Annotated in this window: 11 protein-coding genes; all 11 read right to left on the minus strand. The window is 45.2% G+C overall.

Annotated elements, in window-relative coordinates; translation table 11 throughout:
* Window positions 1-119: 119 nt before the first annotated feature.
* The 11 genes from ACFPFU_RS13860 to lpxK all read right to left on the minus strand — a co-directional run bounded on the left by ACFPFU_RS13860 (window position 120) and on the right by lpxK (window position 12,890).
* Window positions 120-683, minus strand: a complete 564-nt coding sequence (locus ACFPFU_RS13860) for a phage tail protein (RefSeq protein ID WP_377065360.1) — start codon at window positions 681-683, stop codon at window positions 120-122.
* A gap of 45 nt (window positions 684-728) precedes the next feature.
* Entirely contained in the window at window positions 729-1,184 is a 456-nt protein-coding gene (locus ACFPFU_RS13865) for a hypothetical protein (protein ID WP_377065361.1), read from the minus strand.
* 361 nt (window positions 1,185-1,545) lie between these two features.
* A complete protein-coding gene (locus ACFPFU_RS13870) occupies window positions 1,546-2,364 on the minus strand; it encodes a hypothetical protein (RefSeq protein ID WP_377065362.1) in 819 nt (272 codons plus the stop codon).
* Window positions 2,365-2,523: 159 nt separating this feature from the next.
* Window positions 2,524-3,165: a response regulator gene (locus ACFPFU_RS13875; RefSeq protein ID WP_377065363.1), complete on the minus strand. Its 642-nt coding sequence runs from the start codon at window positions 3,163-3,165 to the stop codon at window positions 2,524-2,526.
* Complete coding sequence (locus tag ACFPFU_RS13880; RefSeq protein WP_377065364.1) at window positions 3,089-5,224, minus strand: tetratricopeptide repeat-containing sensor histidine kinase; 2,136 nt, start codon at window positions 5,222-5,224, stop codon at window positions 3,089-3,091. The genes ACFPFU_RS13875 and ACFPFU_RS13880 overlap by 77 nt, the downstream gene beginning before the upstream one ends.
* A gap of 436 nt (window positions 5,225-5,660) precedes the next feature.
* On the minus strand, window positions 5,661-6,101 hold the full coding sequence (locus ACFPFU_RS13885; RefSeq protein WP_377065365.1) for a DinB family protein: 441 nt from the start codon (window positions 6,099-6,101) through the stop codon (window positions 5,661-5,663).
* A gap of 48 nt (window positions 6,102-6,149) precedes the next feature.
* On the minus strand, window positions 6,150-7,838 hold the full coding sequence (locus ACFPFU_RS13890) for a GMC oxidoreductase (protein ID WP_377065366.1): 1,689 nt from the start codon (window positions 7,836-7,838) through the stop codon (window positions 6,150-6,152).
* Between the two features lie 75 nt (window positions 7,839-7,913).
* On the minus strand, window positions 7,914-9,158 hold the full coding sequence (locus ACFPFU_RS13895; protein ID WP_377065367.1) for an ABC transporter permease: 1,245 nt from the start codon (window positions 9,156-9,158) through the stop codon (window positions 7,914-7,916).
* Between the two features lie 122 nt (window positions 9,159-9,280).
* Window positions 9,281-9,892, minus strand: a complete 612-nt coding sequence (locus ACFPFU_RS13900) for a MiaE family protein (RefSeq protein WP_377065368.1) — start codon at window positions 9,890-9,892, stop codon at window positions 9,281-9,283.
* A 3-nt stretch (window positions 9,893-9,895) separates the two neighbouring features.
* A complete protein-coding gene (locus ACFPFU_RS13905) occupies window positions 9,896-11,782 on the minus strand; it encodes a putative porin (protein ID WP_377065494.1) in 1,887 nt (628 codons plus the stop codon).
* A 40-nt stretch (window positions 11,783-11,822) separates the two neighbouring features.
* Window positions 11,823-12,890: a tetraacyldisaccharide 4'-kinase gene (lpxK, locus tag ACFPFU_RS13910; RefSeq protein ID WP_377065369.1), complete on the minus strand. Its 1,068-nt coding sequence runs from the start codon at window positions 12,888-12,890 to the stop codon at window positions 11,823-11,825.
* Window positions 12,891-12,903 lie beyond the last annotated feature (13 nt).

Raw genomic sequence — 12,903 nt, forward strand, 5'->3', positions numbered from 1 at the left:
ATGGAATCATCTGTTGGAATCGATCCCTTCACCCACCTTGTCGACATGACAGAACAGGAAAGGGAGATTCACTCCCTTTCGAACAGATCTTAAATCTCCCACTTAAGGAAAGCCGACACCTATTCCCTCGGCGGAAAAATCCCCTGCAAGCAAATGATATAGTTCAGCCCAAGGTAGGGCGGCATGTTGTTTACGGGGGTACCACCGCCTGTATTGCCGGTTACCTCAGCCATCCCTCCCGTAGTATTCAAGGCCACATCAGGCGCCTCATTGTTATACGCCTGAGCAGGCCTGCCGCTGGCCAACGGAGCAGCCAGGGTATTGGCGCCGTTGGTTCCGGGAACCTGCTCGGTAGCGTTTTTGCTGCTGGCTTTCACTTCCGGAGAAACCGAATGGTTGTGGGGAGGCAGGTTGTTTACCGTTAGGGTGTTGGCAGCCGAACCGCCCATTTGTCCCTCTCTGTAATCAGGCAACCCAGGACCCACTCCGGTACCTATGGGTACCCTGCCTCTCAGGTCGGGCAGAGCGAATGTGGTTGTCCCGTTGCCTCCGTAGGTGGTGCCAAGAATGGCAAACAAGGCTTGATTTTGACTAATAGGCAGTAATTGTCCTTGGCAAAACATCCATCCTCTGGGGGCAAAATTGCCGGCGAATAGCTTGATCACTCCGATAAATTCATCCATTATTTTGTTAGTTATGTGTAAAAATTTATTTAAGAAAATTGATTGTCATTTCTGATCCCGAAAATGCTTTTTTAAAACCTGAAGCACATGCTCTAATTCGCGGATAAGTACACCATAGTCCTCATGCAACTGCCCCAGGGGGGCGCTTGCGGCTATGTCTCCTGTGAGCTTTTGCTTTTCCAATTCCCCCTTCCGATGGTCCAGTTTAAAGATGTCCGTGCGTATCCTGTCCATTTTTTCCAGACAGGCCTGCACTTGCTTACGATGATAAACGTCCGGGTACTTTTTGAGCTGTTCCAAAAAATAGACCCAAGACATGCTGTGGGCACAGCTCAGACTTTTGTTCCGCAGGTCTTTTCTACAAAACCCCCTGCGCTCAAACCTTGCCCGGTGCGTGTCTGAACTAAACCCGGTTGCTACAAATTCCTCATGGGACAGACCACAACCGATCACCCTAAAACCAAAAAGCCCCAACATACTCAACCGATAACCTTGTAACAAAAAAACACAATTATACTTAAGTTGATATTTCCCCACATTTAAACCCAAGTTTATACCCGAACAACCTATAGGTGCGCAATTAAACTTCCGGTAAGAAATGGTGTAGAACAACACCATCATTTCCCTGTTCAAAGCTATGATGATTTGGGATACAAATAAATAGGCAAAACATGCAGGTTTTACGTAGGGGTACGTATGTAAATAAGACTGTCTCAACCGTCACCCACAAAATCTCCATGTACTCTCCTGTGCATAATTAGATTGCCAGCCCTCAGGAAGGCGGATTTTTCCAATTTTCACCGGAATCGCAGTGACGGGTTACTTATGATACAGCCTCCTTCGATTTTAATTGATGACTAGATCAAGCTTTTAACACATTTGATTTTAATAAACTGTGATACGTCTCTTTAGCCGCTTTAGGAAGCTCTTCCGGTGAGTTAAATGCAGCCGGTTTGGTCAACGAACCTTCCGCGGAATGGATAACCGCATAATCGGTCGTCTCGCCAAAATAATCTGCCGTTCCCTCCTGGATTCTTACTTGCCAGGTGACCTCAAGCATATAAAATTTCCCGGGCTTAAAATTAAACTCATCACTGACTGTTTTACTCCAGGTCTTGGTAACTGATTGTTCGTAAGTCTCGGTCAGGCCACGAACCACCTGGCTTCTAAAGCCGGCAGAAATTTTCCCGTTAACCCCTCCCCTACTTTCCCTATTTCCAAACCAACCGCCGACTTCTCCACTAATGGAAAATTCCTCAGATTCGGAATATTCACTCGCGATCCCCTTCGATTGTGAATAGGCGCTGCTAAAAGAATTGGAGATCTTCCGGGAAGTTTCACTGTTAAAATCCCTGGCGTCCACAAATTGAAAAGTTTTGATGTTCTTTGTTTTAAGTTCAGTCTTTTCAAAAGCAACAGACGCTTTTACGAATTTTTTATCCTTTGTAAGGATATAATCCCCATCCATATCATACATTTGTCCCGGTTTGACAATTTGCTCATCGAATATGGTTTTACCATCCCTGATACTGATTTTCACTTGAAGAAAAGTGTCTTCACGGTATTCACCCGTTTCCTCCTCATTGATAGACCGCTCGGCCAGGGCTGCCAGATAGGCCGTGTCTGTGGGTTTGTAAAAATACACCAGTACCTCTTTACCATAGTTATTCTTAATTTTCATGATTCTTTTTGCTTAATCGTGTTGAACAAAATTTAAAAAGAAGAAATGCATTTACTCCATTGTAAAAATACGACCGTATATTACACAAGTAAATGCGTAGGAGTCGCAGGTTTTACGTAGGGGGGACTACTCCCAACGACAATGGCGAAAAATAGTGTACTAAAGCGAAAGAATTAGCGTCCTGTATCTTTGTGCCCAGCGGTCCAACTGTTCTTCACCGATGTTAATATCGAGTTTATGGATAATGTTGCTACGGTGCTTCTGAACTGTACGGAAAGAAATAAGGAGTTGTCCGGCGATTTCTTTGGAGGTCAGGGACTGGGCCACCATCCGGAGAATGGTCCTTTCCGAGGGGGACAGCAGTTTTAGCTTCTGTAATTGAGGATTGATCGCTGTTTCCAATATTTCTTTGAAAGTATTACTGAAGTAGGTTTCGCCTTTCTGCACTTTTTGAATGCATTTCTCGATTTCGGAAATGGGTTCTTCTTTCAGCAGGTAGCCATCTATCCCCAATTCCCTGGCTTTATAGATAAAGTCTTCTTCTTTGTGTGAAGTCAGTATGATAAATTTCGTTTTGAGTCCTTCTTTCTTTGCCTTAGCCAGAATTTCCATGCCCGAAAAAAGGGGCATCTCAATATCGAGAATGGCGATGCAGGGTGTTTTATCCATGATGGCTTCCAGGGCCTGTAAACCTGTAGTGGCCTGGGCCACCACATTGTAATTTTTAGCCAAGAGTTCGTCCACCAATCCCTTCAACAACAAGGGATGGTCGTCGGCTACCAATATGCTTGGTTTGTCCATAATTTCGGTATAAAATTGCTTTAATGGTGGTGCCTTTATTCGGGGATGTGATGACTTCCAATTCGCCACACATCATCTTGACGCGCTCTTTCATCGTTTTGAGCCCCAGGCTGTGCTGTTGTTGTTTGTTGCCATAATCAAAACCCTTTCCATTGTCTTTTATCAATACACTCAGCTTGTTTGCGTTTAGTTCGAGCGCAATCAACACCTCCGTGGCATCGGCATGTTTTACAATGTTGGTGATGGCTTCCTGGATAAAGCGGTAGAGGTTGACGTTACTTTCCTTGTCAAAGCACGCATCTATCCAATCCAGCTCCGTCGTAAAGATGATGTTGTATTTTTCATCAAAATCACAGATAAGGTGTCGAATGGCTTCCGTCAAACCCAATTGGTCCAATGCCGGCGGACGCAAGCCCCTGGATACCGCCCTTACTTCCTCCAGAGTCTGCTGCGACAACTGTAGCAATTCCTGGTGCTGTAGGTCCCTGGCCCTTTTGGTGATCAAGGTCAGTTGCTGGCCGATACCGTCATGCAGTTCTCTGGAAATGTGTTTCCGTTCTATTTCCTGATTGCGCAGCAATTCCTGGGAAAAATGCTCTGTGAGCCGATGCTGCTTTCTGGCAAAACTTCTGGACTTAAAAATCCACAAAAACCCGGAACCGGTGATCAGGATCAAAAACCCAAAAAGCATCCAATAGGTTTTCTCTTTGTTTTTGGCATTGAGTAAAACAATATCTTGTCTTTGTCTGGCTATTTCGAGGTCTTTCTTTTCGGTTTCATAAAGTGTTTGCACGTAGGCATATCTCCTTCTGGAAATACTGTTATCTATCGAATCTTTTATTCTCGCATAATTTCTGTAATGTTCAATGGCTTTGGCTAACATGCCTTTCTCCTCATAGATGTTTCCAAGCAACCCTTCGAGTCTGATGATATTATGAACTTCGTTGGAGGCTTTTACACTTTCCAGGGCCGTCAAAGCATGCACTTCCGCTTTATCAAGGCTGTTTGCCGACAAGGCATTCTCGCTTAGTGCCATATGGCGGTACAGACCGAGAAAAGGGCTTTTCAGATGCGCTTCCATGCCTTCCAGTTTTTCTTTATAAATATTGGAAGAGTCTATTTTCCCATTTCTCGCATAAGCCATCACGGCATAAGATAACGTGATGACGTCTACCACGTTTTGTAACGCCGAAGCCTCATTCCTTTCCGCCAGAGCCATTCTGATTTGTGACAATTCTTCCTGAGCGTCCCCTTGCAAATACGCCTCGGTACAAGCTCCGAGACGGGCAACGGCCACCACCTGGTATTCACCAAGATCTCTTCCTTTTTCAAAAACTTCCTGCCGGGCTGCTTTGGCCTGGTCATACAGTCCATTTCTACTGTATAGCTGGCTCAACCCGTTCTGCGCCCACAAATACATCAATTGGTTGTCCTGGTGAGTAAAGATTTTCTTTGCGGTCTCAAAATATTCTACACTTTCGGCAATATTGTTTATTTTACCGCTGTTTTCTCCAGCCTTTAGATAAGCATAGCCAAATTCATATAAGGAGGAATCTTGTTTTTGCTCCAAAAAAGCTATGGCCTCATCAAGTATGTCCAGTGATGTCTGGTAGTTTTGTAAATAAGTGGCCGCTTCAGCATAGGCGATATAAAAGACAGCTTTTTGATTTTGATCTTTGCAACGCGGCAAATGCTTATAAAAACCATCCAATAAGGCATAGGCCCTATTATGATCGATGCTTTTAAAAATGAAATAATCCCCAAGCAAGTTGACAAAGGTCAGTGCGTTGTCCCACTGCTCAATACTTATCGCATTATCCTTATAGGTGATGATCAGTTCCGCAGTGGCATCATCTTGAATTTTATGGTTTTCCAGATAGCTGATAAGATAGGATATCCGCTGGTCATCCATCAAAATTGAATCCAAACCAGCGCTTAAAATTGCCGCCTTGTCACCTTCCAAAAAATCGGGATCAACAGTTTCGTGTGTTTGAGCCAAGCTCAAATCCGACCTCACCAAGAGGATCAAACAAGCTAAGATATGAAAAAGCTTCACCACACCAGCAAATATTATAGATGAATCACCTATTCTTAATGATAAAATACCCCAACCCCTTAACAGGTCTATTTATTGCTACTTTTCCCCCCCCACTTCATCCATTTTCCAACAATTCCTTTAACAGCCCCATCATTCCTTGTGAGCCACACCGTTCGTAGCTAAAAATAAGTTACATGGTAACCAGTATAAAGATTAATGTATATGCAAAATAATCTTATAAAAAGGATAATCAAAGCCTGCTTTGGTAAAATATAATTATATTTTATAAACAACATTTATGCAATTATTAAATACAATTTTTAAGGGAAGATGAAGAGCGATAAAATCATCGGCAAATCCGCATGGAGGCCGGATGTGGGTGACCATGGGAAGTTCCGGGGAAAGCTGAGGCTGGACTATCAATAAAACTCAGGTCGAGCTCCTTCAACCTCGCTTGTCATCTTTTATAAAAAACATAATCGGAGATGAGTGGCTCCAGTCCCGTCTGTCTGAACAACAGAGCGATCTGTCCCCGGTGATACGTAGAATGGTTGATGATATGAAACAGGATATCGATGATCCTGTTTTCGAAGGCATCCCCTTTGGAAGTGGTATAAGATATGGTTTGGTCGGTATCCACTTTGTCCAGCAAAGCCAGCGAGTCCTCATAATTCTTCTTGTCCATCGCCTGCAGCCTGCTCACGGGATGTGTTTCCCATACGCTGTAAACGGCCTTTTTCCCATTTATTCTCGCATTCCATATGTGGTGGGCATTGAGCATGTGACAAAACAACTGTAGGGATTTTTCGTCTGTACTTTCTTTAAGAAATATTTCCACCAGCTTTTGGTTGTAGTGGTGGTTATAGGCTAAAAGATCTTTAAAATAACTCCGGTCCATAAATGGCTGTTGTTTAAAGTTAAACTCGGTATGCTTATACGGGAAGAATCACAAATCCCCTGACTTCAATTGCTTCACCGCATGGTCCACAGCCCTGGCGGTGAGCGCCATGTACGTAATGGATGGGTTTTGGGTGCTTGTGGAGGTCATGCAGGCACCATCTGTTACATACACATTGGGACAGTGATGCATCTGGTTCCATCGGCCCAACAAAGAAGTTTTAGGGTCTTTGCCCATTCTTACCCCTCCCATCTCATGGATATCCAGGCCGGGCGCCTGTTTGCTGTCCCGTTGCACAATATTTTTGCAGCCTGCCTTGTCCAGCATTTCGGCACCTTGCTCCAAAAAGTCCCTGAGTGATTTTTCATCGTTTTCATCATAATCCACATCCACCCTAAGCAAGGGCATACCCCACTTGTCTGTGTGGGTTTTATCCAGATATACCCTGCTTTCTTCCTTGGGAATGGTTTCCCCTTGCATCATCATATATACGCCCCAATTGCCCGGCTGTGAATTGGCCTCCTTAAACCCCGCTCCAAACTCCCTGTTTCCGGCGCTGCCCCAGCTTTGTCTGCTGGCAGTGTAGAAAGTCATATAGCCTCTGAGAAAGTCCATTTCCTGTTTTTTGACGTTTCTGAAGTTGGGCATCATGATCGCGGTGGGTCTTCTGCCGAAATAATAGGCATCCAGATGGCCTTCCACGCTGGCAGACAGACTCCCCCTGTAATTGTGAAAAGCGATGAATTTACCCAGTAGACCACTGTCATTCCCCAAGCCGTTTGGAAAGCGGCTTGAAGTGGAATTCAACAATATCAGATTGGAATTCAATGCCGAGGCATTCACAAAAATCACCTTTGCGAAGTATTCCGTCGTCTCTGATGTTTCCGCATCGATCACCCTCACCCCGGTCACTTTTTCTTTTTGATCGTCATATATGACGGAATGAACGACAGCATGGGGTCGCATGGTGAGATTACCTGTCGCGGCTGCGGCAGGCAGGGTGGATGAATTTGAACTGAAATAGGCGCCAAAAGGACAGCCTCTTTGGCAAAGGCTTCTGGCCATACACTGTCCGCGTCCCATTTTAGTATGGTGATCTGCCGGCTTGGTGAGATGGGCACACCGCCCTATGACAAAAGATCGGTCAGGATAAGCAGCGTTAACCCTTTCCTTAATCAGCCTTTCCACTTTGTTCATTTCCCACGGGGGAAGAAATTCACCGTCAGGCAGGGTTTCCAAACCGTCTTTGTTGCCGCTCACTCCTATAAACTGTTCTACGTGGCTGTACCAGGGAGCAATATCCTCGTAGCGGATGGGCCAATCTACGGCAAAACCATCCCTCGCCGGTCCTTCAAAATCATATTTGCTCCATCGCTGCACCTGTCTGGCCCAGAGCAGAGACTTCCCTCCAACCTGATAGCCTCTGATCCAGTCAAAGGGTTTGTCCTGAATGTATGGATGCTCGTTATCCTTGACAAAAAAATGATCCGCATCATCCCTGAACGCATAGCATCTGGATACGATGGGGTTTTCTTGCCTTACAGACAATGGCAGCTGGCCTCTCAGCGGAAATTCCCAAGGCGGCGTATGCATGGTAGAGTAATCTTCTTTGTGAACCACATCTCTCCCTCTTTCCAAAACCAGGGTTTTCAGTCCTTTTTCACAAAGCTCCTTTGCTGCCCATCCTCCACTGATTCCTGAACCTATAACTATCGCATCGTATGTATGATCCTTCATTTTTTGTGTAAGCCGGACATGCCGGTTTGTGCAAGGTTTTTTTGTTTATTTTCAAAGTTAGCTTTCCAGCCGGAATTATTCATATCGGAGTGATTCTATGGGGTCCAGTCTACTGGCTTTGTAAGCTGGAATAAACCCGGAAAACAGGCCTACCAATACACAGATGATAAAAGCTATCACAATCCACAACCAAGGTATCAGAAAACCTCCCGGCCCCACGGTATTGCCTACCAGGTTGCCGATCCCTATGCCCATCAATACGCCGAGTATCCCTCCCAGCACACAAATAACGATGGCTTCTATCAAAAACTGCTGCCTGATCCGGAGCGGGGTAGCTCCCAAGGCTTTACGGATGCCGATTTCGCGGGTCCTTTCGGTAACAGACACCAACATGATGTTCATCAACCCGATGGCCGCTCCCAAAAGGGTAATAAAGCCAATACCAAAACCTCCTATCCGCAAGAAACCGGCAATTTCTTCAAGACTATCTCCCAGGGTCTGGGATTTTACCACCTCGAAGGAATCTTCCGTACCGATTTTGTCCTCCCGTATTGCCCTCATCATCCCGGTAGCCTGGCCCATTTCGTATTCCATCTTCAAGGGGTCTGACGTGCCTACGGTGATTGTATAGCGGAATGTTCCGTTTTGATCCAGGTTTTTGGCATTCTGTAAAGGAATGACGATGGCACGGTCCGAACCGGAATCTCCTCCCACGCCCCCCTGCTTTTGCATAACGCCTACAATAGTATAACGTCTTCCGTACATGGAAATGTAATGGTTGACAGGGTCTTCATTGTCCTCGAATAGAACCGCTTGTATGTCTGTGCCAATCACACAGACATTGTTTCCGTATCGGGTTTCGACATTGCTGAAGTTCCGTCCGTTTTCCACAGCTATTCCCTTGATCAGGAAGTAATTTTCATCCCCCCCGATAATCCTGCTGTTGGGATTGGTCTTTTTGGAACCTCTTTTTATTTCCGCAGCTCCCGAAAGAAAGGTAGTGACCGTGGATACACCTCTTTCGTTGTAGGTTTCCTTAAAAGCCATGGCATCCCGGAATGAGATGGGAGGGTAGTTTTTAGGCGCCACGCCGGATGATGTGGCCCTCCCCCCGGAGGTCCACCTGCTTCTGATGTCAAAATTATTGGCCCCAAAGCCCGAAAGGCTTTCTTCTATCTGGGCTTTCATGGCATCGATGGCTGTAAGCATCCCCACCAAAGAGGTAATTCCTATGGCAATGATAAGGCCGGTAAGAATGGTTCTTAACAGATTGGTCTTGACTGACCTAAAGGCCTCTTTAATATTTTCGAGCAGATTCATCTTTTGTTGTTCGTTATAGGACAAAAATCGGACACTCCTATAAATACAGCTTTAATGATACGGAATTATCGGTTGGGGAAAAAGCAATTGGGAATTTTTAACTTTTGCCTGCTCTTCCACCGTCAGTGCATCCTATCGCCTCTAATTTCCAGGTTTTTCATTACTTCTTTTTCGTATTCCAGCCACTCCCGCCATCTTTTTTCCACCACTTCAGTGGATTGATAGTGTTTTGCCAGATCTATAAAGTTCACATAATGCCCCGCTTCCGACACCATCAATTCATAATAAAACTGCCTGAGATCCTCTTCTTCCAGGTTTTTCCAAAGCAGCTTGAACCTTTCGCAGCTCCTGGCTTCTATCAAAGCATTCATCAGCAAATATTCCATAAGCTGGTCCATTCTACTACCCCCTTTTCGGATAAACGCCTGGAGCCTAACGACGTATTCGTCCTTTCTGGGCTTGCCAAAAGTATACCCTCTTTTTCTGATCTGCTCCATTACCGCCTCAAAGTGGGCCCACTCCTCCGCCACCACGGGAGTAAGCACATCTACCAATTTATCGAGTTCCGGGAATTTTATAATCAGGGAAATGCAGGAGGAGGCTGCCTTTTGCTCACAATAGGCATGGTCCACCAGAATATCCTGCAAGCTGATTTTGGCCACATCTACCCATCGGGGATCCGTAGGCAGCTGAAGCCTCAGCATTTTGTTCCTTGTTGTTTCCTGCCAATTCATAATTTAATCGAAGAATGACCAACTTATGCCCAGATCCAACATATTTTTGAGACCGGTGTATCCCGGTGTGATAAAATAGCCGGGATTCTCCAGCATGCCGGCATTGAGATGATTGTACCTGAACAATACCCGGGTTCTTTTGATGCGGAAGTTCAGAAAAGCATCGACTACCGGATAAGCATATACATTGAATTCATTTTGCAGGTAAAACTGCTGGGTAGCGGGCGTATAGCCTTCAGCAAAATTATCACTTCTGAACCTGCCCTCCAAACCCAACTGTACATATATATTTTCATTGAACAACGGCCCATCAAAGAAAAAACGGGAGTTGGCGAATAGCTGCGGTATCCTGAATTTATCGGCTGCACCTCCGGTAATCAGGGTATAATAAGCTTCGGACTGCCAATGAAACTTATTGGCAAACACCATGTGGGCATCGATTCCCGGAATCAACATAAACGCCTCACCTGTGGCCTGCTCGGGCACCTGCTCCTCGTTAAAAAAGACAAAATTGTTCACCCTGTTGATGGTCATGTTGGGCCGGATTTTAAAATCCTGAAAATCCGCCTTAATGACCCCTTTGATTTGGTCGACACCTATGTTGGAGAAATTATTGTCCCAACGGTAGTGATTTCCCCTGTACAACTCCTGAGCAAGGGTGGGTCTGTACGACGCCTTTGTATAACTGACATCCAGAAAAGGGGAAATAAATAACCCGTGTATCCTGTACCCATCCGGAATCAGGTATTCTCCTTCTGCTTCGAAGACCCACTTTTCGGTAATTTCCCCCCTTAAAGCGCCTCCCAAATACAGCTCTGTAAAGGAGTTATTGTGCTCAAAGAAATAGCTGGCCATCCTGCCTGTTCTGAATTTCAGGTAGGCATTGTAATAAACAGGACCAAAGTCCCCCTTAAACCCCATCTCGTTTCTCCATTCTGAAAAATGGTTCTGGTTATTGGTAGTATCCCTGGCACTGTGGATGTTGGTGGTATCTGAAGAATTGAACCTGTTCTCATTGAAAAACAAAGCGTCATCTGTATTCAGCCGGGAGAAAAAAGTGACTTCCTGTTTCTTCTTGTCAAAAACATGGTAGATCTGCCACCCCTTTAACAATTCATATTGGTGATAGAGATGGTAATCCTGCCTTAAATCCACCGCTCTGGAATTTCGCAGCCACACTTTGGAGTCCTCATACGTGAAGTAGACCGATGTGGTGTCAATCTCAGGAGGTATGATCCCGCCCTGCTCATTTACCCGGTGCTTCATCCTGGTAAAATTAGCCATTAAAAAATATTTGTCATTTTCAGACTGGTAATTGGTATGAATGGAATAAGAATCGTTGACCACCATGTTGTCATCTCTCCGGGTAGGATTCAGTGTTTTTCTCGCCCTTATCGTGCCATAATTGATCCCCACATTCCATTTGGGGGTGATGTTCCTTGCAAACCCGATATCCAGCTTGTTGCGGTTGCCTCCACCGAAAAAAGCTTCTATCTTGGTATAAGGGGATTTGGTGTCATAATACTGTATACTGTCAGGCGAATTATGGTAAATATCATACACATGAAAACCCGACGTACGCCCTATCTGCTTTGGTGCTTCATAAAACACCGGTTTGGCGGCAGAACCCAAATTCCCTAAGTCCTGGTATTTGTACCATGTAGCGGCTACGGGCTCATAGTTGTGGAAGCCAGTCAATGAAGTATCCACTTCCAGCTTTTCAAACTTATTGTACCGAAGGAATTTTTCGTAATAAATAAGGGAGGTTTTTGGTCCATAGACCATTTTAGTCGAATCATCCAACAGTCCCCGCCTTGGGGTATCCTCCTGGTCCGTTTCCTCAGGCGTTCCCTGCGGTTGCGGCTGCTGGGCATTTACCGAGAGGATCATTCCCCAGCCAGCCAGAAGCAATATAAAAAAATACCTGAATTTAATTCCCACTTTCGATTGCCTTTTTACTGATTACTTGTTCGATCATACCGATCACCTTTTGCCGGTCCTCCCTTTCCATTTCAACTTCTATCGGCAAAGCAAAAATCGGAATTTCTCCATATAACGAAAGGAATTTTTCATCGTTTAGTTTCACCGCATCTTTTTCAGTCGTCAATATCCAGGGATCCTTTTGCACATATTTTGAACATGTCCTTTTTATCTGTCCAATGTCCCTTTCCGTGTACCGGTGATGATCAGGGAAAGTCAAAATCTCCAGCACGTTATACCTGCTGCGCACCTCTTCTACAAAGATTTGGTTGTTGGCGATTCCTGTCACGATGACCACATGCTCTGAAACCGGTCTCTTCTTAGCAAGAACGACCGATGGGGTTCCGTATTTTATTCGGGTAAAGACCACCGGTGTTCCTGGCCGTACATAGGCCGAAACCTGCTTTCTGTAGTAGGCCCTCTGTTCCCCATCCATGTTTTCGGGGCATTTGGTCACGATGACCAAAGCTGCCCTCGCCGCGTTTTTTCTGGCTTCTCTTAAGGTGCCCAAAGGAAAGAGGCTGTCTTTAAAGAAAGGATTTTGGTAAGTGGTGAGTAAAATATTAAAATCTGCTTTCAAATAACGGTGCTGAAAAGCATCATCCAGCAAAATGAGGTGGGTACCGGGTCTGTTGGCCAGAATCATAGGAACGGCCAGAATCCTTTCCTCCCCTACAGCCACAGAGACTTCCTTCCCGAATTTCTGATATATCTGAAAAGGCTCGTCACCAATGTCTCTGGGCAAATGGCGGTCATTGGCGAGTAAAAACCCCGTTGTTTTTCTTCCATAGCCTCTGCTTAGGACCGTTAATCCATATTTTTCTTTCAGTTCTCTAATCAAAAACTCAATCATAGGCGTTTTTCCCGTCCCTCCCATGGCCAGATTGCCCACCACTACCGTAGGTACATCAAAAGAAGTCTCCTTTTTTAAGCCTGCATCGAACATTTTGTTCCTAAAAGCTGTCGCCAAGCCATACAGACATGCGAATGGATACAACAAAATGCCATAAAACCGCATTGGTGTTTTTTTT

The sequence above is a fragment of the Negadavirga shengliensis genome (genome assembly GCF_042652345.1).
GTDB classification, from domain to species: Bacteria; Bacteroidota; Bacteroidia; order Cytophagales; family Cyclobacteriaceae; genus Negadavirga; species Negadavirga shengliensis.

What these genes read in the sequence shown, in the direction of transcription:
- ACFPFU_RS13870 (WP_377065362.1), bottom strand. Translation starts at nt 2,364, where the DNA reads ATGAAAATTAAGAATAACTATGGTAAAGAGGTACTGGTGTATTTTTAC.
- ACFPFU_RS13875 (WP_377065363.1), bottom strand. Translation starts at nt 3,165, where the DNA reads ATGGACAAACCAAGCATATTGGTAGCCGACGACCATCCCTTGTTGTTG.
- ACFPFU_RS13860 (WP_377065360.1), bottom strand. Translation starts at nt 683, where the DNA reads ATGGATGAATTTATCGGAGTGATCAAGCTATTCGCCGGCAATTTTGCC.
- ACFPFU_RS13905 (WP_377065494.1), bottom strand. Translation starts at nt 11,782, where the DNA reads ATGATCCTCTCGGTAAATGCCCAGCAGCCGCAACCGCAGGGAACGCCT.
- ACFPFU_RS13890 (WP_377065366.1), bottom strand. Translation starts at nt 7,838, where the DNA reads ATGAAGGATCATACATACGATGCGATAGTTATAGGTTCAGGAATCAGT.
- ACFPFU_RS13900 (WP_377065368.1), bottom strand. Translation starts at nt 9,892, where the DNA reads ATGAATTGGCAGGAAACAACAAGGAACAAAATGCTGAGGCTTCAGCTG.
- ACFPFU_RS13895 (WP_377065367.1), bottom strand. Translation starts at nt 9,158, where the DNA reads ATGAATCTGCTCGAAAATATTAAAGAGGCCTTTAGGTCAGTCAAGACC.
- ACFPFU_RS13885 (WP_377065365.1), bottom strand. Translation starts at nt 6,101, where the DNA reads ATGGACCGGAGTTATTTTAAAGATCTTTTAGCCTATAACCACCACTAC.
- lpxK (WP_377065369.1), bottom strand. Translation starts at nt 12,890, where the DNA reads ATGCGGTTTTATGGCATTTTGTTGTATCCATTCGCATGTCTGTATGGC.